Source organism: Jejuia spongiicola (genome assembly GCF_023502325.1).
Classification (GTDB): domain Bacteria; phylum Bacteroidota; class Bacteroidia; order Flavobacteriales; family Flavobacteriaceae; genus Wocania_A; species Wocania_A spongiicola.
This window is the reverse complement of record NZ_JAMFLZ010000003.1, coordinates 1-19,951: the sequence shown is the minus strand read 5'-3', so window position 1 is coordinate 19,951 and position 19,951 is coordinate 1. Positions and strand designations below refer to the sequence as shown.

The following is a 19,951-nucleotide window of genomic DNA, read 5'->3' as shown; positions in this document are numbered from 1 at the left end:
TAATCAAAAACTATTCCTCAAAAAATTCATCTTTAAAACCTATAAGATACAATTTATCCTTAGCTCTTGTAACTGCTGTATATAACCACCTCAAATAGTCTTTATCAATACCATTTGGCAAATAAGGTTGTTCTACAAAAACAGTATGCCATTGCCCCCCTTGAGATTTATGACAAGTTATGGCGTATGAAAACTTAACCTGCAAAGCATTAAAATGTTTATTGCCTTTTATTTTTAAAAACCTTTTGTAGTTACTGGTTTCATTTTCATAGTCTTTTTGTACTTCTTGATAAAGTCTATTTGATTCTTCGTAGGGTAACGATGGTGTTTCTGCTTCAATAGTATCTAACAATAATACGGTTTCAAAAGGTCGCATTCTTGGATAATCTACCATTCTTACTTTAACTTCTGCGAAGCGAAAACCATATAATTCTTTAATCGAAAAAATTTCTAAAACTTCAATTATATCGCCATTTGCAATAAAACCAGCTTCGGTTGTTGGTTTAATCCAAAAATAGTTATTCTTAACGACCATCAAATAATCGCCAGCGGTTAACTCGTGTTCGTTAAACAAGATTCTGCTTCGTATTTGTTGATTATACATGTTAGCGCGCTTATTACTTCTTACAATAATCGCAGTTTCTTCATTCCCTAAATTGCTATAAGCATCGTTAATAGCATCCATTATTTCATACCCATCTACAAGTCTAACAATATCTTTAAAATCCCCTAAATCAAATTTAAACGTATCATGAAAAGCATTTGATAAAGCTTCTCGTAAAACTGTAGCGTTTTCAAGAATACCAGAATCATGCTCTTGACGCATTACTTCATCCAACTCCATTTTGGTAACCTCTTTGTTATAATTTAAAGCTAGTTTATTTTCATCTAAAGCAGGGCTTAAATCTAGTTTTACAGGAGGTAATTGTGCAGTATCACCAATTAAAAGTAATTTACATTGGTGACCAGAATACACATATTGCATCAAATCGTCAAGTAATGAGCCATTTTCAAACAGCTTAGATTCTCCTGGTGTATCTGGAATCATTGAAGCTTCATCGACAATAAAAATGGTGTTTTTATGCTTGTTAGGTTGCAAAATAAATTTTACACCACCTCCTTTATCTTTTTTAGGAAAATATATTTTTTTATGAATGGTAAATGCTTCTTTGTTAGAATAATTTGAAATAACTTTTGCTGCTCTACCCGTTGGAGCCATTAAAACAGCACTTTTTTTTGCTTTCCATAAATTTGTAACAATTGTACCAACAATAGTTGTTTTACCAGTACCCGCATAGCCTTTTAACAAATACAACGCGTTAGGAGCTTTGCTAAAAACAAACTCTGAAAGCTGTTGCAGAACAATATTTTGTTTTAACGTTGGTTGAAACGGAAACTGCTGTTTTATAAGCGTATAAAATTCGGATGATGTCATTTAAAACAATAATATTTAATAAATTATTCAAATATAGAAATGATTTTTACGCAGTTTGGTTTTTACGATTAAAAAAAAATTGTAGATTTGCGAAAGACCATTAATAATTTCATTTAATAAATAACGTACTATGTTAACATTAATAATCGTTACAATTGTTGTAATTCTAGTTACAATTGGCTTAGTTAAGCTAGTTGACAAATTTATTCCTACAAAATTTAAGCCTATACTACAAATTGCACTATGGGTGCTTATTGCTTTTTTAGGATATAATACATTTCAATCTGTTTACGGTCCGGTTCACTTTAATAAAGAAAAAAACAAACGTTATGCAGAAGTTATTAAAAGCTTAGTTGATATTAGAGATGCCCAATTAGCGCACAGAAAAGTAACTGGTAGGTTTGCTAATAACTTTGACCATTTAGTAACATTTGTAGATACTGCTGAATATACACTTACACAAAGACGTGATTCTAGTGTTCTAGATGAAGTAATGACTAAGCAGTTTGGAGTAGATATGTATAAAGATATTGTTATTATAGACACCTTAGGATTTGTTCCTGTTAAAGATTCTTTATTTAAAGATTCTGACCGCTATAAAACGATGATGAATGTACCAGTAGGAAAAGAAGGTACTAAATTTGAATTAAAGGCAGGTTTTATAGAACAAAACGATGCTAAAATTCCTGTATTTGAATCTTCTGTTAAAAAGGACCTTTTGTTTTTTGATTTAGATAAAGATTTACTAAATGAAGAAAAGCAAGTAATTTCTACAATTGTAGGAGTAACTGGTGATGCAATAAAAGTAGGATCGATGGACGAAGTTAGTACAGCTGGAAATTGGCCAAAAACGTATGACTCAAACGAGTAAAAATTATAACAAACTAACTAATCTGGAATTGTCCATTCAAATAAGTTTGAGTGGACTTTCTTTTTGTATACTAAATAGAGAAAGCAAAACAATTACGACATTAAATCATGTCGATTTTGAAAAAAAACTAAACCCCTTTGAAGTTTTAGATAAACTCATTCATCTATTTAATACAGAAACTGTTTTACAAACGCCATTTAATAAAGTTAATTTAATACATACAAATGAGCTTTCTACACTTGTACCTAAACCTTTATTTAAAGAAGATTGTTTAGCCGATTACTTAAAGTTTAATTCCAAAATACTAAAATCAGATTTTATAGCTTTTGATGATATAAATTCTAACGATAGTGTTAATGTGTATGTCCCTTACGTAAACATTAATAATTTTATTTACGAAAAATTTGGCAGCTTCACTTATAAGCATTTTTCCACTATTTTAATTGAGCGCATTTTATTTATTGAAAAAAATGCTGATGATGTTAAGCTTTATGCAAATGTAAATTCCAATCATTTTGAAATTATTGTTTTAGAAAAAGGAAAGCTAATTCTTTATAATACATTTGAGTATGTTACTAAAGAAGATTTTGTTTATTACATATTATTTACTGCTGAGCAATTAAAACTAAACCCAGAAACGCTTAATTTAATGCTTATAGGTAATATAGATAAGAACGATGATTTATATAAAATTGCTTATAAGTATATCAGACATGTAGACTTTGGTAAGCGTTTTGATGATTATACTTATTTAGAATCAGCAAAAACCAACTACTCAAATTTTACTTTAATTCATAGCTTTTAATGCGCATTATTTCAGGAATACATAAAAGCAGAAAAATTGTAGCACCCAAAAACTTACCGGTTCGCCCTACTACAGATATGGCAAAAGAGTCGTTATTCAACATTTTAAATAATCACTTTTATTTTGACGAAATTTCTGTGCTCGATTTGTTTGCTGGTACGGGAAATATAAGTTATGAGTTTGCTTCAAGAGGTACAGAACAAATCACTAGTGTCGATCAAGACTTTGGTTGTATAAAATTTATTAATCAAACAGCAGAAAAGTTTGATATGCCAATAAATACAATCAAAAGTGATGTATTTAAGTATTTAGAAAAAACGACGCAAAAAGCCAATGTTATTTTTGCCGATCCGCCTTATGCCTTTTCAGAAGAATTGTTTACAAGAATTCCAGAGTTAGTATTTCAAAACAATTTATTGCTTGAAGATGGCTTACTAATTATAGAACATTCCAAACATACAGATTTATCAAATCTTAAACATTTTGGCTATTCAAAAAGTTATGGAGGCAATAAATTTAGCTTTTTTGAAGCGGATTAACTATCGTCTTTTTTAATAAGTCCTTTTTTTTCAGTATATTAGATTTCTCCTTAAGAGTCCCTGACTCTATTATAGCTTTACTCTCGACAAAAAAGCAACCAACTTTATTGTGTACTTATATTGTGGTTAAAATTTATTATTAACATTTTAAACCACTAACCAATGAAAAAACTTTTTTTATTAGGGCTCGCAATTACACTATTTATTGCTTGCCAAAACAAGCCCCAGCGTTATTTTGCTGATTCTGCAGAAATTGAAACATTAAAATCTGGAATAAATGCCTATGAATCTGGTGATTGGGACAAATGGAAAAGTCATTTTTCAGATACCGCTAAAGTTTATGTTAACTCTACCGAACCTATAACCGTAGAAAAAAGACTAGAAGGTTTAAAAGGTATGACTAGCGCTATGTCATCTTACGGCTTTAATCGTGATAAAGAATACATAGAAATGGTCTTAGACAAAGAAGACGAGACATGGGTATATTATTGGGCTTTACACAAAGGTACTTTTGCAGCTAATAATAAAGAGTTGTCAATACCTGTGCATTTAGCTGTACAATTTGTTAATGGTAAAATAGCTGAAGAACACATCTATTTTGATGGAACAGCAATGAATGCAGAATTTGAAGCATTAGCAAACCCAGAAACTGAAGAAGAAGCTTCAGAAGAGTAACTAATATTCATCAAAAACCCAATATAAAATGAAAAAACTCATAATTTGCGGATTAGTTTTTACGCTTTTCCTAGCATGTAACAAAGAACCAGATCGCTACTTTTCTGAATCCCCAGAAATTGAATCCTTAAAATTAAGAGTGAAAGCCTATGAAGCACAAGATTGGGAAACTTGGAAATCTCATTTTGTTGATACCGCAAAAGTATATCATAACAAAAACATAGGAATCTCTTATCTAGAGAGCATGAAACAGCATCAAGATATGATTTCAAACTTTTCAACCTATGGCTTTTCAGATGATAAAACGGTATTAGAAATGGTAATTGACAAAGACGGTAAAAAGTGGGTTAACTACTGGTCGGTTTGGAGCGGTAAGCTAAAAGCAAACGGTAAAGAATTAGTTATTCCTGTGCATTTAACCTCTCAATATCTTGATGGAAAAATTGTAAAAGAATACGGGTATTATGATACCGCACCTATTACTGCCGCATTTATAGAAATTGAAGCTGCAGAATTAGAAAACGGCTTACCCGAAGAAGTTTCCAATTAAAAACACCAAACCATCATAATAAAAAATTGCTATTACACAAAAAACAACTAACCAATAAATAATTAATTAATTATGAAAACAATTAAAACAACTTTTTTATTAGCATTAATTTTATGCTTCTCAATTAATTTTTCGAATGCGCAACAAGCCTATCAAATACATCAGGACAATGTGAAGCCTTCCAAATTTATGGAGTATGAAAAAATCGCAAAAGAGTTTAATGCCGCATGTGTTGAACATAATTTGCAAGCCACTTGGTTTACAGCCATGAGTAACGATTTTAAATATTTTTACATTACTCCAATAGAAAATTTTGCAGAATTAGATGAGCGTCCTTTCGCAGAAATGGCAAAAGCTATGGGTGATAAGTTTGGAGATATTTTCAATCGTTTCGATACATGTTACGATTCGCATGGTACTTATATTGTTTTAAGTGACGATGAACTTTCTTATAAACCAGCCGAAGATGATAAGTCCAGACAAACGCAAAACTACCGAAAATGGTTTTACATTTATTATACGCCAGAAAATGCCAAAAAAATACGTGAGGGTATGAAGGCGGTTAAAGAACTATTTAAAAGCAAAGGATCAAAAGAATATTATAATGTATACAGAAACGGTTTTGGGCAAATGGAGAGCTATTATATGGTTTCTCTTGCAGCTACAGATGAAATAGAATCTGCACAACGAGGAAAAGCAAACGAAGAAGTTCTAGGCCCAGACAGATACGAAACCTTTAGCAAAGTGATGAATTACGCATCTCGAATGGAAGAATACACAGGCGAAATGCGCCCAGATTTATCATATTCACCTAAAGAAGATTAATTTTTCACCAACCATTTTTTAACAATAAACCCTTCTTAATAATTAAGAAGGGTTTATTTATATCTAAGCAAATCTATAAGCCGAATTCTGTATGTCCTGAACTCATTTCAGGATCTCTCCATTAATAAGATCAAAACACCCTTATCATTTATCTTAGTGCATTGTTACCAATACACTTTAGCTGTCTACCCTCTAACATCGAGCGTGCAGCCCTCAAGCGTTAGTTTACATGACATTGCACCACATAGAGTTTACCTGGTTTCACTACAGCATAACCTGTACATACTTTCTGTTGCACTTTTCCTAGCCTCACGACTGGTGGATGTTAACCACTACGTTGCACTTTGGTGTTCGGACTTTCCTCGCCCCGATTTAAACCGAGTCGCGATAAGGCGATTTACTTAAGCGCAAAAATACAATAAACAAATACTATTTCTAATAATATTTAATTATTTGAGGGCTACCCTATCCTTCGGCTTCGCTCTGGCATGTCGGGTCAGGCTTTCACTACTCGCTTCCTCCTACCGTCGGCGAGCTTAAACATTTAGCTCAATTATTAACGCAGTTATTAGTTGCCTAAAGTTTTCTAATCCATAGTTGTTTTATTTTTGAAGATGTTTGTTTAACGTGTTTGTGTATGGTTTAGTAGTGTTTGAGAAACTTAATTAGCAAAAAAAAAAAAAGATACCAACGTGCTGGAATTTCGGCAAAAATCACCGAATACTCTTTAAAAACTATGAGTTATACACGTTGTTAGCTGCTGACTCTTTCCTGCAAATTTTCATACCTCTTTAATATAGAAGAAGGCTTCATTAGAATTGTCAGTAAACAGCATACGATTGTTTTCCTGATTAATAAGACTTCCGCCATTTTCTAATATTAATTTTTTTGATGTTGCTAAGTTTTCAACCCCAAACATACACACCCAATATTCGTATTTTCCTTTGTATTGGTTTTGTATTTCCATGATGTCAGCTATATATTCACCTTCATTGTTCAAAACTTCATATATTTCATTTTGATTTTGCACAATCTGCCAATTAAAAATTTCTTGATAAAAAGGGATGATTTTTTTTACATCAGAAACGTGTAATTCGTTCCAGATAAGTGTGTTTTTTATGTTTTTCGTTCTGGTGTTTTTTAGCTTGTCACCTTCGTAAATAGTAAAACCAGCACCTTGAGGGTCTCGAATTAAAGCCACTTTACCAAAGCCATTCATTTCGTAGCTCAATTCAATAATGCCTCCAAGTTGTTTAGCTTTATCTATGGTAACATCCAAATTAGCTACTTTAATATACGTCATCCAAAAATGAGGCATACGCATTTGTTTGAACTTTTCAGGGGTTTCGTACAAGCCAGATACTTCTGTATTTCCTAAAAAAGCTGTGAAATAGTTATTAGCCTTGTAGTATTTCCACCTAAAAGAGCGTTCATAAAATGGTATGGTTTTTTTGGGAGAATAGGTTGATATATCTGCAAAAAAAGGATTGTTTAACATTGTGTACTTTCTATTTATTTGTTGGCATCCAATCTGGTGGTTTTATAAAAACCAAAAGTTTATTTTTGAACCCATTTACTTTTTTTAATTTTCTAACAAGGCGTGTAATTCCATGAAAAAATACTTTTATTGGGTTGTTACTATTTAGAGGCTCCGAAATTCCATAACGAACTTTTTCTACTTCAGGCTCGAAAGTGCCAAACATCCTATCCCAAATTATTAAAATACCAGCATAGTTTTTATCCCAATACTGTCGATTTGAGCCATGATGAACACGATGATGCGATGGCGTATTGAAAATATATTCTACTGGCTTTATAAGCTTACCTATTATTTCTGTATGCAATAAGGTTTGAAAGACTTGAACGAATACCTCTGACAGTAATACTAGAATAGGATCATAACCTAACATAACAATAGGCAAAGAAAATAGTATAGGCATAATTGCATCCAAAGGCCCAAATCTGTATGCTACAGACATATTAAAATGAGGTGAGCTGTGATGTACAGTATGAGTGGCCCAACCAATACCAATCCTATGCATCATTCTGTGTTCCCAATAGTAGGCAAAATCGGCTAATAATACACAAGTTATGATTGTTATCCAGTTTAACTCTAAATGTATTAAACTGAAGTTGTTGTAGATCCAAAAATAAACTTTTGTTATAGCTAAAACTCCTAAAATGATTTCTATAAAAAAAAATGCTCCAAATGTTATAAGATTTGCTAGACTATCTAATATTAGCTCCTTATTTAATTTTTTTAAATAGGCATATCTAATTAATTCCAATGCAAAAAAAGGAACAATGATGTATACTAAACTTAAGTCATTTAAGATGTAAAACCAATATTCTATATCTATCCAATCGAGTTTTTTTGATAAGAATTCTATCATAATTATTGTCTTTTCCAGGTTTCTATATCACTATAACCATAATAGTCATAGCTCAGCTTAAAAGTATTTTCATCTACCATATCAATTTGACAATCTACTTGATATTGCTGTTGTTCATATTCAATTACATAAATGCCTTTACCTTGGTAATTATCAAAGCTTTTAATAACCAAAGTTTTAAAACCTTCAGCTTTTTCTGAATTACCATTTTTATCTTGATACTGATAAGTATATGCATTAAAATATTTTCCTTCTTTTTTAATGTTATAGAAAACAACTCCATTAAAATCTTCGGTGTTATAATTTACTTTCCATTTTCCGACGATATAATCAGTTTCCAAATTGTTGTTTGATTTGGGTTTTTCATCTTCAGGGAACACGTTTTCTTGATTTGAATCAATTGATTCTTCATAATTATGATTTATGTCATCTTTTTGAGATGCATAACTTGTTAAATGAGCAATACCAGCAATAAAAATTATAGTTGCTAAACTTCTGAATAGTAATGTTGAATCTTTCATGAGTTAAATATTTTTACAAAAATGGTAATGTTTGTAATCATATTTTTTGACTTATGTCAAAATCTTCAAATAACTTAAAATTGAATAAAGGGCGAGTAATGACCAAATGATAATCATGAACCAATATAATTTTGGAGAATCACCTCTTGAAACCTCTTCGACGAAATGAATACTTTTACTTTTAAGCATATTTAACAGTCCTAGTAAAATAAAAATGGCCCAAAACCATTGCCAATCAAAGTAAATGGCTAAAGCCATAAAAATAAGAGCTAAAATAGTTTTCCAGTATTTCATGATTGGAATTTACTAAAATATTATTTTCTAATTCTACTAAATGTTTCTTGTGAAATACCAAGAAAAGAAGCAATATGTCCAAGTTTTACTCTTAATTCGATATTTGGAAAATATGAAATTAATAATTTGTATTTCTCTTTGGCAGTAAGAAAAGACCAGCCTTTTGAAAACTCGTCAATAAATGAAAGCATTTCCTCGGCAAGAAGCCGAGCAAAATTACCAAATGAAGGAAAGTCGGCTATTAGTTTCTGATAATCTTTATAACTTATTTGAAACAAAATAGAATTCTCTAAACATTCAATTTCCTCAAAGCTAGATCTTTGAGTATAAAAGCTATGCCATGACGTTATAAATTGGTTTTCGTTGTAAAACCATGAGGATATTTGTTTGCCTTCATAGTAGTAATAATTATGTAAAACTCCTTTTTTAACGAAATAGAGGTAATTAGCTTTGTTTCCTTGAGCTAGGATTTTTTCTCCTTTTTTTACATTCCTTTCTTCAAAGTCTTTTGTAATTCGGTGCTGTAATTCTGGGCTTAAAAAACATCTTTGACTTATTTCTTGAAGTAAACTTTGCATATTAATTTTAGTCGGTTTTGTGAGTTTGCAGCTAATGACTTAATATGAGGTTGTTTTTAATGATTGATATTCAATGCTAAACGAATTTATCATTTTTTTCTGATAGAATCAAAAAAACACATCATTAACAACCATATATATTTGTTAATAACTCCTATTAAATTTTAGGTTCTAAATTCTAAATTCTGAATTGAATTTTTAACTTTGTTATTCAATACTTTTACATGGAACATTTTGTAGTATCGGCTCGCAAATACAGACCTCAAACGTTTAAAGACGTGGTTGGGCAGCAAGCTATTACAAATACCCTACTAAATGCTATTGAAAATAATCATTTAGCACAAGCCTTGTTATTTACAGGCCCTCGTGGAGTTGGCAAAACAACTTGTGCGCGTATTTTGGCAAAAATGATTAACAGTGATGGTTCTGAAACCGACGATGAAGATTTTGCATTTAATATTTTTGAATTGGATGCCGCTTCAAATAATTCTGTTGATGATATTAGAAGTCTTACCGATCAAGTTCGAATACCACCACAAGTAGGAAAGTATAAAGTGTATATTATTGATGAGGTACATATGCTATCTCAAGCTGCCTTTAATGCCTTTCTTAAAACCTTAGAAGAGCCACCAAAACATTGTATTTTTATTTTAGCTACCACCGAGAAACATAAAATAATTCCAACTATTTTATCGCGCTGCCAAATATTTGATTTTAAGCGCATAACTGTAAAGGATGCTAAGGAATATTTAAAGTATATAGCTGGAGAACAGGATATAACTGCCGAAGATGATGCACTACATATTATAGCTCAAAAGGCAGATGGGGCTATGAGAGATGCCTTATCTATTTTTGATAGAGTGGTAAGTTTTTCTGGTAAAAACTTAACTCGACAAGCCGTTACAGAAAATTTAAACGTTCTTGATTACGAAACTTATTTTACTAGTACAGACCTTATACTAGAAAATAAAATTCCAGAATTGTTGCTACAATTTAATAATACACTTTCAAAAGGGTTTGATGGCCACCACTACATTGCTGGTTTAGCGTCGCATTTTAGAGATTTACTGGTTAGCAAAACCGCACAAACCATAGAGTTACTAGAGGTTGGTGATCAAACCAAAAACAAATATTTAGAACAATCTAAAAAGGCCTCACAAGAGTTTTTGCTTCAAGGTATAAATTTAGCTAACGATTGCGACCTCAAATACAAAACTAGCAAAAACCAACGTTTACTCGTTGAGTTATGTTTAATGCAGCTTGCCTCTATCACTTTTGATGGAGAAAAAAAAAATAGCAGACATTACATAATTCCTGCTTCTTATTTTAAAAAGAAAGGCATTACCCCTATTCCTGTTAGCGTATCATCAAAAACTACTAAAAATAAAGAAATTGTAGAGCAACTTACTGTTACTAAAAAAGAGGAAGCCGTAGCAATTGTTTCTAATTTTCAAGTAAAAGAACCTCCAAAGATTGTTTTAAAACAGGATAACAAGCGTACATCAGGACTTTCGTTAAGTAGCATAAGAGCAAAAAAGGAGCATCAAATACGACAAATGGATGTTGTTATTGATGAAGAAAATTTGCCTAAAGATCCGTTTACAGAAAAGCAACTAGTTGAAGTATGGAATGCTTATGTTAAAAAAATTGAAGAAAAAGGGCAATATAATTTAGCCTCTATTTTATCAATTGACACACCAAAACTAAAAGACACTACTATACATTTAGAATTTCCAAATGCAACAAATAAAGTAGAAGTTGAACGTCAACAATACGATTTATTAGGGTTTATTAGAAAAACTTTGAATAATTTTGATATTGGTTTAGACATAACTGTAAACGAGGTTTTAGAGAAAAAATACGCTTACACAAGTATGGATAAATTTGAAAAATTAAAGGAGAAAAACCCAAGCATTGATATTTTAAGAAAAACTTTCAATTTAGATATTTAAACAACTATTTATGAGTAGATTACTTTTATTATTTTTTATACTATTTATCACCTTAATGAGTTGTGACGGACGCGATAGAAAGTATAAAAAAAATGTTGATGTTTTAAAAGAACATAATTTGTTTGAATCTTTTTCTAAACATGTAAAATACATCCCGGAGCAACCTACCGAAGTTTTTACAGATACCATTTTGAGCACAGGTTTTCAGATTAAAATACAATACTACTCGCTTGAAAATGATTTCATATCTAGAACTACAAACACATCAAACGATAATAATAAGACAACTCATTTTAAAAATTTTGAAGCACAATTTCAGGTTTCTAAAAATAATAACTTAATAACTAGAGATTATATTAATAAAGAAATGTTCAGCAAATTCGAATCTCAAGCCTTTTGGGCAGCTGCAATTATGCAATTTGTTTGGATTGATTACGAAAACTCTTCTGATGATTTCATAACGCTTAACACTTCTTTTCACCTACCAGAAACCGAAGTATACAAAGACTTTAGTATTGTAATTAATAAATTTGGAGAAATTAAAACAAGAGCAATTAATCTTGTTGAAAACGTATTATAACTATGCTAGGATTAAAACTACCAACCGATCCGCGTTGGGTTAACATTGTAGAAAAGAATATTGAAGAAATACTTACAGACCATGCTTTTTGCGAACAAAAGGCAACAAGTACAGCTATATCCTTAATTGTTAGTTTTCCTGAATATACCGAGCTAGTACAAGAAATGGTCGCTTTAGTTAAAGAAGAAATAAGCCATTTTAAAATGGTACACGACATTATTTTAAAGCGTGGTTGGACTTTAGGTAGAGACAGGCGTGATGACTATGTTGTACAGCTAATTAAATTTTTTCCAAAAGGAGGAAGTAGAACCACACAGTTAGTACATCGTTTGCTATATGCTGCACTAATAGAAGCCAGAAGCTGTGAGCGTTTTAGATTACTTTCTGAAGAATTACAAGATAAAGAATTAGCTGATTTTTACAGAAAACTAATGGTAAGCGAGGCTAATCATTATACCATGTTTTTAGGGTTTGCAAGACAGTACGGAAACAAAAAAGAAGTTGATACTAAATGGCAACAACTTCTTGATTTTGAGAGTAAAATTATGGCTAATCTCGGAAAAAATGAGACTGTACACGGTTAAAATTTATAACCGATTCCTATTTGGATATTAGAATTTTTAGCTTCAACATTTAATTTTTCATCAAAAATATTAGAGAAACCATAAGTATATCTTACATCAGCAAAAAGCACGTGAGATAGTTTGTATTCTAAACCTCCAACACCTGAATAAGCAAAATTTTTAACACCATCTTCATATTTATGGACTTTTAATCCTACCTGTGGACCAGCTGCAATATGAACTTTTTCACTAAGTCTAAACCTTAAAAGAATAGGTGCTTGTATATAATCTAAATGTAGTTTTTCCTCATTAGCACCTTCAGCAGAAAACTGAATTTCTGGTACTAAAGAAACTGTTTTAGATAGACCAATATTAGCAAAAAAACCAATATATATACTATTTCTATGCTTATTAGTCATAGTTGGTGCAGTGTCAAAACTAAGGTTAGAAATATTATAACCACCTCTTACACCATACATTACACCATGAAACGCAGTTCCTTTTGTCTTTGTACTTACTGAGTCTTTAACTTTATTAGAATCTTTATCTTGAGAAAATCCACAAAATGAAAAACTAAGTAGTACTGTTAATAGTAATAATTTTTTCATAAGTTATTATTTAATAGGTTTGGGTTTAAAATAATAGCAATTTTATGCGGACGAATATATATTATAAAATTATAATACCTATATTTTAAAAGATGAATGGTAAAATTTTACTGTGTATTGCTAGAAACTGTATCATAATATATACTTTTTATGATACCATCTGCCAAACCAATTTTTGGCACATATATATATTTAGAGCCGCTCCATTTCATTGCAGATAGGTAAATTCGCATCGCCGGAATAATAACATCTGCCCTATCTTGATTTAATGAAAGTTCTGTAATACGTTGCTCATAAGAATAGCTTTGAAGTTGATGATAATATGAACTTAAGTAAAAATAAGTAAGTGGTTTACCCATTGCTTTACCTGATATTTTAAAGATTTTATTAATGTTTCCACCAGAACCTAAAACATCAATCTTATCATAAGGCTTTACACTATTAGCTATCCAATCTTGTAATTCTTCCCAAGCCTCTTTTTTAACCATATCATTAAGAAGCCTTACCGTACCAATTTTAAATGATTTTGAAGCTACTTGTTCTCCTCGATGTATAACAGTAAACTCTGTACTACCTCCACCTACATCAACGTATAAATATGTTTTATTTCCATCAATAAATTTATTTAAGTCTGTAGCAGCAATAATAGCTGCTTCTTCTTCGCCTCCAATAACATCAATGCTTATTCCTGCATGCTCTAAAACCAAATTAACTATTTTTTTTCCATTTTTAGATTCTCGCATTGCAGAAGTCGCACAAGCTTTATACTTTGCTACTTTATGAGATTTCATCAAAAGTTTAAACGCCAACATAGTATCTAAAATACGTTGTGTATTTTCTTTTGAAATTTTATTCTTAATAAAAACATCGGCTCCTAATCGAATAGGTACACGAACAAGCGAGTTTTTTTTAAACTGTACAGGTTTTCCCTTCTCTTCAATAATATTTGAAATTAAAAGTCTTACAGCATTTGAACCAATATCTATGGCTGCATATTTTTTTATTGAAAGCATACTAGTTCTCTAACTTGTTTTTATAATAATCATAAATAGCAAGTTGCGATCTTACTTTTTGTTTATCATTTAATTTATATTCGTTTTCTTGAGAAGTATTTATTAATCTAGCTTTAACATTGTCACTCCAACAGATTGCATAAGTATCAATAATTTCCTGTTTTAAGGCGTCATTATAAATAGGGCAACTTACTTCTACTCTTGTATCAATATTTCTTGTCATCCAGTCTGCTGATGATATATAAACCTTAGAATCATCGTCCTCTCCAAAAATATATAACCTCGAATGTTCTAAAAATTTATCAACTACACTAATTACTTCAATGTTTTCACTCATTCCTTCTACACCTGGTATTAAACAACAAATTCCCCTAACTATCATTTGGATTTTCACACCTGCCCGACTAGCTTCATATAATTTATCAATCATAACATAACTAGAGATACTATTCATTTTTAATCGAATTCTACCAGTTTCTCCATTTTTCACCTTTTCTATTTCTGCATCAATAAGCTTATATATTGTGCTTTGTGTATAATGAGGTGAAGTTATTAAATGCTTATATCTGAAAATTTTATAATTGGCTCCAAAGAAGTTAAAAATCTTGTTAACATCTTTTAGAATACTCTGATCTGAAGTAAATAATGTATAATCTGTATAAATTTTTGCGGTAGACTCGTTAAAATTACCGGTGCTTATAAAACCATAGCGCTTTAACTTATTCTCCTCTTCCCTTTCTATAACACACATTTTACTATGCACTTTTAAGCCTTGAACACCAAATATTAAATTGACTCCTTCATCTTTCATCTGTTGCGCATAATTTATATTGGCTTGTTCGTCAAAACGTGCTTGGAGCTCAATAGATACTGTTACTGTTTTTCCATTAATAGCAGCATTGATAAGCGAGCTTGCTATATGCGAAATTTCAGCCAAACGATAAATAGTGATTTTAATAGTTCTTACTTTAGGATCAAGCGCTGCTTCTCGTAAAAATTTTACTATATAGGAAAACTTATGGTAAGGCGCATAAAGTAGATATTCCTTGGCAGCTATAGCTTCAAAAATACTAGACTCAAAACTAAGGCCTTTAATACGTAATGGTTCTATTTTATTATACAGAAGATCGGTTCTTCCTAAGCTTGGAAAACCCATATAATCTCGTCTATTGTGATATCTACCACCAGGAATGATACTATCTGTATCGTCAATTCCCATTTTTGACATCAAGTATTCTAAAGTATCGCTATCTATAGTCTTATCATAAACAAATCTTACTGGCTCTCCTACTTGTCTGTGTTTAACACTATCAGATATTTTTTCTATAAAACTTTTACTTAAGTCACTTTCAAAATCTAATTCAGCATCACGAGATATTTTAATCATATGAGCTGAAATACTCTTATAATCAAAAATATTAAATATGTCGCTTAAGCAATGACGTAATAAATCATCAATTAAAATAATATAACTTTTATCTCCTTGCTTAGGTAACTCTACAAAGCGATTTATAGATTTTGGAATTTCTAATAGCGCAAATTGTTTACTATTATCTGACATTATCATTCTAACCGCCAAATAAGCTCCAGTATCCTTTAAATTTGGAAGTTGTACCAAATCATTCAAAATAATAGTTACAAGAGCTGGACTTACATTTTCTACAAAGTGCTTTTTTATAAAATTGTGTTGAGCATTATCAATTTGAGTTTCATCAATTATATAAATGTTTTCTTCTTCTAATTTAGTTTTAATAGTGTTTAAAATATCTAAACTTTTGCTTTGTTGTTTTATAACAATCTGCGTAATTATTTCAAGTAATTCTTTTGCTTTAATACCTCCTAGCTGATTTTTTCCTCCTTTTCCTGCTTCTACAATTCTTTTAACCGTAGCATATCTTACTTTAAAAAATTCATCTAAATTATTAGAAAAAATACCCAAAAACCGTAATCTTTCAATTAATGGAACGGTTGTATCTGATGCTTCTTGTAAAACTCTTGCATTAAACTGTAGCCAGCTAATTTCTCTATTTATATAAGTGTTGTTTTGCTTATTGGCTTTGGTCATATTTTTACTTAAAAAATTGGAGTAACAAATATATTCTATTTAGGGCAATTATTTATAGCCAATATATTTATAAAATGAGTATTATTTTAAATCTTTAGGGAATAATGTATAAATGGTTTTGCCTTTATTCAAATCTTTCCAATTTTCTATATCAAAATTAATGATAGTAACCCCACAAGTTGGCACGTTTTCTATATACTTATCACCATAAGTGTTGACAAAATCAGTGATCGCATGATTATGACCAAAAACCATCAAGCAATTAATTGATGTCTCAACCTCTTTAATAGCTTTAGTTAGATTAATGCCAGAGAAATCATATAAATTATAACTTAAGCTTACTAGGTCTTTATCAATATTTAAATTTGAAATAAAGACATTAGCTGTTAACTTAGCACGAAGAGCATCACTAGACAATACCTTATCAACTTCCAATCTACTCTTTTTTAAATGATTAGATACTAACTCAACATCATCTTCACCTCGTTTATTAAGTGGTCTATCATGATCAATTACATTATGTTTCCAAGAGGATTTTGCGTGCCTTATCAATACTAGTTTTTTCATAAATACTCGATTAAATGCAATTTTAATCGATAAAAAGTTGTTTTTGTCGATAAAATTCAATTTATTTGTTCCATAATTTATTAGAAAGTTAATTAAAAAAACAGAATGGAGAAAATTAATAACCTAATTTACAAGATAACAGATAGTTATAGTATAATAGCAATCGACAAGTTGAGTAATAAAATCGACAAAATGATTTCGTTACCCTTTTTATCGAATTTATAAGTGATTGAACATTTTTATTTGATAAAGCTGCAACATATATGTTGTTTTGCGTTACCTACTTAAAATTACCTGCTTAAAACGAAAAAATTATGACCCCGAATCTAATTTCCATTTTTAAAAAAGCATTGATTTCAAATGCTTCCCTCACAGTTTTTTCCTCGAAAACTTATAACTCTATTTGTTGTTTTTTAGTTATTAATAGTAACTGAAAAGCTGAACTAGTGCTTATTAATATTGTTTAAATTAAATAATTATGAAAAATAAACCGGCTTTAACATTTTACACATTCTTACTAGCATGCATAGTATCTATACTTTCTATAGGAAATGCTACAGCTCAAGAAAATGATATTTTCGAACTTACAGATGATGAGGATCTGTCAAAAGTGAAAATAAAAAAATATAAAGAAAAAAACAGAGGTAAATTTTACAACCTAACTCAAAAGTTACATACAACGGTATATATAAGCAACAATAATGTTAATAAAGTTTATGGAGAAGGTGCTATAAAAAAAATAACTTTTGGAGATAGTAAATCCTTTGGATTATTAAGTAACGAGAAATATGATAAAGTTGAGTTAATTACCATTAGCATTGACAAAATCAGTGATTTAAATAACAAATTGGATTTAACTATAGATAATAAACTTACTAGCCTCAAATACATATTTATTAGGTGCGATTTCAAATGCACAAAACAGCAAATTAAAAAATTTGTTAAGGCTAATAGAAATTCTAACATAAGAATTTTTTATAAAACTGAATCATCATCATAATAAAGCATAAGGTCAATATAAAAGATTACGACATGAGAAAACTATACACTAATAAAACTTTCACAAATAACAATTCAATCAAATTGATGTTATTTGCTGTTTTACTTATAACCTCAATTTTTAGTAGTTATAGTCAGGTAAGAGTTCCTTTTTCACCTAGAACTTCAAATTATACAATTAAGGGTGACTTTACTATGGTAGGAAATACAAACCTTACTTTAGTAAACTATGGGAATAATACAGACAATAATAATGACATGGAATATGTTGATATTGATGGGACTGCTGTTCCTGGAAACAATACACTTAATTCATCCTCAGCTTTAGTAACATTCTCTACCGAAAATGGTGCAATCCCAGATTGTTCTAAAATTCTTTATGCTGGACTCTATTGGACTGGTAGGTCAGAAGATACAAATAGCGACCCCAATCTTGATGGAGATAATGATCAAAACACTTTTCAAGTAACCAAAGGAGGAATAACAAAAAACTTTGACAAACGTAAAGTGTCTCTTAAAGGACCTCTTTCTTCCGGTTATACTGAAATTACAGCTGGAGCATCTGGAATAATTTCTGACCCTATAAATATTGCTTACCCTACTAATGGTGATGAAAGAAATATGTATGTTGGCTATGCCGATGTAACAGCATATGTTACAGCTAATGGTATTGGTGAATATTTTGTCGCAGATATTGCTTTGGTTGAAGGTGATGGTGGTGGTACAGGTTATTATGGTGGTTGGGGTATGGTAATTGTTTATGAAAATTCAAAAATGAATTGGAGAGATGTTACCGTATTTGATGGCCATGCCTTTGTAAATTCTGGAGTTGCAAGCCATACTATTGATGTATCTGGGTTTAATGCAGTACCTTTTGGTGATGTTAACTTAAAGCTAGGTTTAATGGCTGGTGAAGGAGATATAGGAGTATCAGGAGATTACTTTGAAATGATAATACCGGATAACAATGACGATGAAAATGATTTAACAACACTAAACGATAATAGTTATCAACGACTATCACATAGTGGCAATACCACAGGTAATTTTTTTAATTCTAGTATTGGACCAGCCGCAAATACTCGTAATCCAAATTTGCAAAACAATTCAGGGTTAGATATTGTGATGTTCGACATAGACAATACAGGAAATGTTCTTATTCCAAACAATAAGACATATACTAGGTTTAGATATGGATCTACACAAGACACTTACATTATTTTTAATGCAACATTTTCTGTTGATGCATATATTCCTGAACCAGAAGGTGTATTAAACATAACTTCAATAAACGGAAGCCCTCCTAGTCCTCCAGACATTTTAGAACCTGGACAATATTCAGACTATACTTTAGAAATAAAGAATACTGGTACAGAAGCAACAATTAATACTATTATTACTATTCCTCTTCCAGAGACTGTAAACCCTAGTAATTTAAACATAACTTCTAATACGTATTCTCCATTTTCTACAACAAATGTTCCGTATTATGATAATGACCCTGTCCACGGACCTAATGGCGCAATAATATGGAATTTAGGCTCATTACCTGTTCCTTCTGACCCTAATACTGTTTTAGCTGATATAAGTTTTAGATTGACTGTAACCAGTGATTGTAATACACTAACTGACCCGTCTTTTAACCCTGAGGTTTCATTAGAAGGTACTATTGTTGGTAATGGAGCAATATCAAATATTTCTTTTAACTTTCCTTTAATATTAGGATATCAAGTTGCTGGACTTTGTGCAGGTGAACCTGTACCAGCACCTAGTATTATAGATATTGATTACTTAGATTATATTAACGAACCTCCTACAGCTAGCAATCCTGCTCCAATTAATATAGAATGTGGAGGTACCGTACCTCCTGCTGATATTTTAGTAGTAGATGATGAAGCTGACAATTCAGGTATTAATCCTATAGTAGCTTGGGTTTCAGATGTATCAGATAATGGTACAAATCCAGAAATTATAACAAGAACATATAGTGTAACTGATGATTGTAATAATTCAATCAATGTAACACAAACTATTACGATCGCTGATACTCAAGACCCAGATACGCCTACTCTTGCGGATGTAACAGGGGAATGTTCTGCTACAGCTACAGCGCCTACA

The 19,951-nt window shown here is 30.9% G+C and carries 19 protein-coding genes, 1 other RNA gene and 1 pseudogene; 11 read left to right on the top strand and 10 right to left on the bottom strand.

The window, feature by feature from the left end; genetic code table 11:
* Nucleotides 1–10: 10 nt before the first annotated feature.
* On the bottom strand, nt 11–1,435 hold the full coding sequence (locus M3P09_RS07385) for an ATP-dependent DNA helicase (protein WP_249972614.1): 1,425 nt from the start codon (nt 1,433–1,435) through the stop codon (nt 11–13).
* Nucleotides 1,436–1,565: 130 nt separating this feature from the next.
* Here M3P09_RS07385 and M3P09_RS07380 point away from each other — a divergent pair, with 130 nt between their 5' ends.
* The 6 genes from M3P09_RS07380 (at nt 1,566) to M3P09_RS07355 (ending at nt 5,700) form a co-directional block, all read left to right on the top strand.
* Nucleotides 1,566–2,306 carry a hypothetical protein gene (locus M3P09_RS07380; RefSeq protein WP_199099743.1) on the top strand — a complete coding sequence of 247 codons (741 nt, stop codon included), beginning with the start codon at nt 1,566–1,568 and terminating at the stop codon, nt 2,304–2,306.
* Nucleotides 2,290–3,111, top strand: coding sequence for a DUF3822 family protein (locus M3P09_RS07375; RefSeq protein ID WP_249972613.1), 822 nt, complete (start codon nt 2,290–2,292; stop codon nt 3,109–3,111). The genes M3P09_RS07380 and M3P09_RS07375 overlap by 17 nt, the downstream gene beginning before the upstream one ends.
* The gene (locus tag M3P09_RS07370) at nt 3,111–3,650 is read left to right on the top strand and encodes an RsmD family RNA methyltransferase (protein ID WP_249972612.1); all 540 of its coding nucleotides are present in this window, start codon (nt 3,111–3,113) and stop codon (nt 3,648–3,650) included. The genes M3P09_RS07375 and M3P09_RS07370 overlap by 1 nt, the downstream gene beginning before the upstream one ends.
* Nucleotides 3,651–3,812: 162 nt before the next feature.
* Nucleotides 3,813–4,325, top strand: coding sequence for a nuclear transport factor 2 family protein (locus M3P09_RS07365; protein WP_099565689.1), 513 nt, complete (start codon nt 3,813–3,815; stop codon nt 4,323–4,325).
* Between the two features lie 28 nt (nt 4,326–4,353).
* The gene (locus M3P09_RS07360; RefSeq protein WP_249972611.1) at nt 4,354–4,875 is read left to right on the top strand and encodes a nuclear transport factor 2 family protein; all 522 of its coding nucleotides are present in this window, start codon (nt 4,354–4,356) and stop codon (nt 4,873–4,875) included.
* 72 nt (nt 4,876–4,947) lie between these two features.
* A complete protein-coding gene (locus M3P09_RS07355) occupies nt 4,948–5,700 on the top strand; it encodes a hypothetical protein (RefSeq protein WP_099565687.1) in 753 nt (250 codons plus the stop codon).
* A gap of 60 nt (nt 5,701–5,760) precedes the next feature.
* Here the strand turns inward: M3P09_RS07355 and rnpB are convergent.
* From rnpB to M3P09_RS07330, 5 genes are all read right to left on the bottom strand, one after another.
* Nucleotides 5,761–6,104: RNase P RNA component class A (gene rnpB, locus M3P09_RS07350), an RNA gene on the bottom strand.
* Between the two features lie 377 nt (nt 6,105–6,481).
* The gene (locus tag M3P09_RS07345) at nt 6,482–7,198 is read right to left on the bottom strand and encodes a VOC family protein (RefSeq protein ID WP_249972610.1); all 717 of its coding nucleotides are present in this window, start codon (nt 7,196–7,198) and stop codon (nt 6,482–6,484) included.
* 10 nt (nt 7,199–7,208) lie between these two features.
* Nucleotides 7,209–8,093, bottom strand: a complete 885-nt coding sequence (locus M3P09_RS07340) for a sterol desaturase family protein (RefSeq protein ID WP_249972609.1) — start codon at nt 8,091–8,093, stop codon at nt 7,209–7,211.
* A gap of 2 nt (nt 8,094–8,095) precedes the next feature.
* Entirely contained in the window at nt 8,096–8,614 is a 519-nt protein-coding gene (locus M3P09_RS07335) for a hypothetical protein (protein WP_249972608.1), read from the bottom strand.
* Between the two features lie 314 nt (nt 8,615–8,928).
* A complete protein-coding gene (locus M3P09_RS07330; RefSeq protein WP_249972607.1) occupies nt 8,929–9,486 on the bottom strand; it encodes a Crp/Fnr family transcriptional regulator in 558 nt (185 codons plus the stop codon).
* 224 nt (nt 9,487–9,710) lie between these two features.
* On the opposite strand from M3P09_RS07330, the gene M3P09_RS07325 reads away from it, so the two are divergent.
* Genes M3P09_RS07325 through M3P09_RS07315 form a run of 3 tightly spaced genes read left to right on the top strand, consistent with a single transcriptional unit; the run spans nt 9,711 to nt 12,602 of the window.
* Nucleotides 9,711–11,438: a DNA polymerase III subunit gamma/tau gene (locus M3P09_RS07325; RefSeq protein ID WP_249972606.1), complete on the top strand. Its 1,728-nt coding sequence runs from the start codon at nt 9,711–9,713 to the stop codon at nt 11,436–11,438.
* Between the two features lie 10 nt (nt 11,439–11,448).
* Nucleotides 11,449–12,018, top strand: coding sequence for a hypothetical protein (locus M3P09_RS07320; protein WP_249972605.1), 570 nt, complete (start codon nt 11,449–11,451; stop codon nt 12,016–12,018).
* 2 nt (nt 12,019–12,020) lie between these two features.
* Entirely contained in the window at nt 12,021–12,602 is a 582-nt protein-coding gene (locus M3P09_RS07315; protein WP_099565679.1) for a MiaE family protein, read from the top strand.
* Here M3P09_RS07315 and M3P09_RS07310 read toward each other — a convergent pair.
* From M3P09_RS07310 to M3P09_RS07295, 4 genes are all read right to left on the bottom strand, one after another.
* The gene (locus M3P09_RS07310; protein ID WP_249972604.1) at nt 12,599–13,189 is read right to left on the bottom strand and encodes a porin family protein; all 591 of its coding nucleotides are present in this window, start codon (nt 13,187–13,189) and stop codon (nt 12,599–12,601) included. The two genes, M3P09_RS07315 and M3P09_RS07310, sit on opposite strands and share 4 nt — an antisense overlap.
* A 107-nt stretch (nt 13,190–13,296) precedes the next feature.
* Nucleotides 13,297–14,202, bottom strand: a complete 906-nt coding sequence (locus M3P09_RS07305) for a Ppx/GppA phosphatase family protein (RefSeq protein ID WP_249972603.1) — start codon at nt 14,200–14,202, stop codon at nt 13,297–13,299.
* A gap of 1 nt (nt 14,203) precedes the next feature.
* Nucleotides 14,204–16,267, bottom strand: a complete 2,064-nt coding sequence (ppk1, locus tag M3P09_RS07300) for a polyphosphate kinase 1 (protein ID WP_249972602.1) — start codon at nt 16,265–16,267, stop codon at nt 14,204–14,206.
* Between the two features lie 81 nt (nt 16,268–16,348).
* Entirely contained in the window at nt 16,349–16,834 is a 486-nt protein-coding gene (locus tag M3P09_RS07295; RefSeq protein ID WP_249972601.1) for a SixA phosphatase family protein, read from the bottom strand.
* Nucleotides 16,835–17,312: 478 nt separating this feature from the next.
* Between M3P09_RS07295 and M3P09_RS07290 the strand changes: the two genes are divergently transcribed.
* Both M3P09_RS07290 and M3P09_RS07285 read left to right on the top strand, forming a co-directional pair.
* Nucleotides 17,313–17,834, top strand: a complete 522-nt coding sequence (locus tag M3P09_RS07290) for a hypothetical protein (protein ID WP_249972600.1) — start codon at nt 17,313–17,315, stop codon at nt 17,832–17,834.
* A 32-nt stretch (nt 17,835–17,866) separates the two neighbouring features.
* A pseudogene (locus M3P09_RS07285) lies at nt 17,867–19,951 on the top strand (hypothetical protein); the annotation flags it as partial.

Coding starts and splice junctions, on each gene's coding strand:
- M3P09_RS07385 (WP_249972614.1), bottom strand. CDS start 1,435: ATGACATCATCCGAATTTTATACGCTTATAAAACAGCAGTTTCCGTTT.
- M3P09_RS07380 (WP_199099743.1), top strand. CDS start 1,566: ATGTTAACATTAATAATCGTTACAATTGTTGTAATTCTAGTTACAATT.
- M3P09_RS07375 (WP_249972613.1), top strand. CDS start 2,290: ATGACTCAAACGAGTAAAAATTATAACAAACTAACTAATCTGGAATTG.
- M3P09_RS07370 (WP_249972612.1), top strand. CDS start 3,111: ATGCGCATTATTTCAGGAATACATAAAAGCAGAAAAATTGTAGCACCC.
- M3P09_RS07365 (WP_099565689.1), top strand. CDS start 3,813: ATGAAAAAACTTTTTTTATTAGGGCTCGCAATTACACTATTTATTGCT.
- M3P09_RS07360 (WP_249972611.1), top strand. CDS start 4,354: ATGAAAAAACTCATAATTTGCGGATTAGTTTTTACGCTTTTCCTAGCA.
- M3P09_RS07355 (WP_099565687.1), top strand. CDS start 4,948: ATGAAAACAATTAAAACAACTTTTTTATTAGCATTAATTTTATGCTTC.
- M3P09_RS07345 (WP_249972610.1), bottom strand. CDS start 7,198: ATGTTAAACAATCCTTTTTTTGCAGATATATCAACCTATTCTCCCAAA.
- M3P09_RS07340 (WP_249972609.1), bottom strand. CDS start 8,093: ATGATAGAATTCTTATCAAAAAAACTCGATTGGATAGATATAGAATAT.
- M3P09_RS07335 (WP_249972608.1), bottom strand. CDS start 8,614: ATGAAAGATTCAACATTACTATTCAGAAGTTTAGCAACTATAATTTTT.
- M3P09_RS07330 (WP_249972607.1), bottom strand. CDS start 9,486: ATGCAAAGTTTACTTCAAGAAATAAGTCAAAGATGTTTTTTAAGCCCA.
- M3P09_RS07325 (WP_249972606.1), top strand. CDS start 9,711: ATGGAACATTTTGTAGTATCGGCTCGCAAATACAGACCTCAAACGTTT.
- M3P09_RS07320 (WP_249972605.1), top strand. CDS start 11,449: ATGAGTAGATTACTTTTATTATTTTTTATACTATTTATCACCTTAATG.
- M3P09_RS07315 (WP_099565679.1), top strand. CDS start 12,021: ATGCTAGGATTAAAACTACCAACCGATCCGCGTTGGGTTAACATTGTA.
- M3P09_RS07310 (WP_249972604.1), bottom strand. CDS start 13,189: ATGAAAAAATTATTACTATTAACAGTACTACTTAGTTTTTCATTTTGT.
- M3P09_RS07305 (WP_249972603.1), bottom strand. CDS start 14,202: ATGCTTTCAATAAAAAAATATGCAGCCATAGATATTGGTTCAAATGCT.
- ppk1 (WP_249972602.1), bottom strand. CDS start 16,267: ATGACCAAAGCCAATAAGCAAAACAACACTTATATAAATAGAGAAATT.
- M3P09_RS07295 (WP_249972601.1), bottom strand. CDS start 16,834: ATGAAAAAACTAGTATTGATAAGGCACGCAAAATCCTCTTGGAAACAT.
- M3P09_RS07290 (WP_249972600.1), top strand. CDS start 17,313: ATGAAAAATAAACCGGCTTTAACATTTTACACATTCTTACTAGCATGC.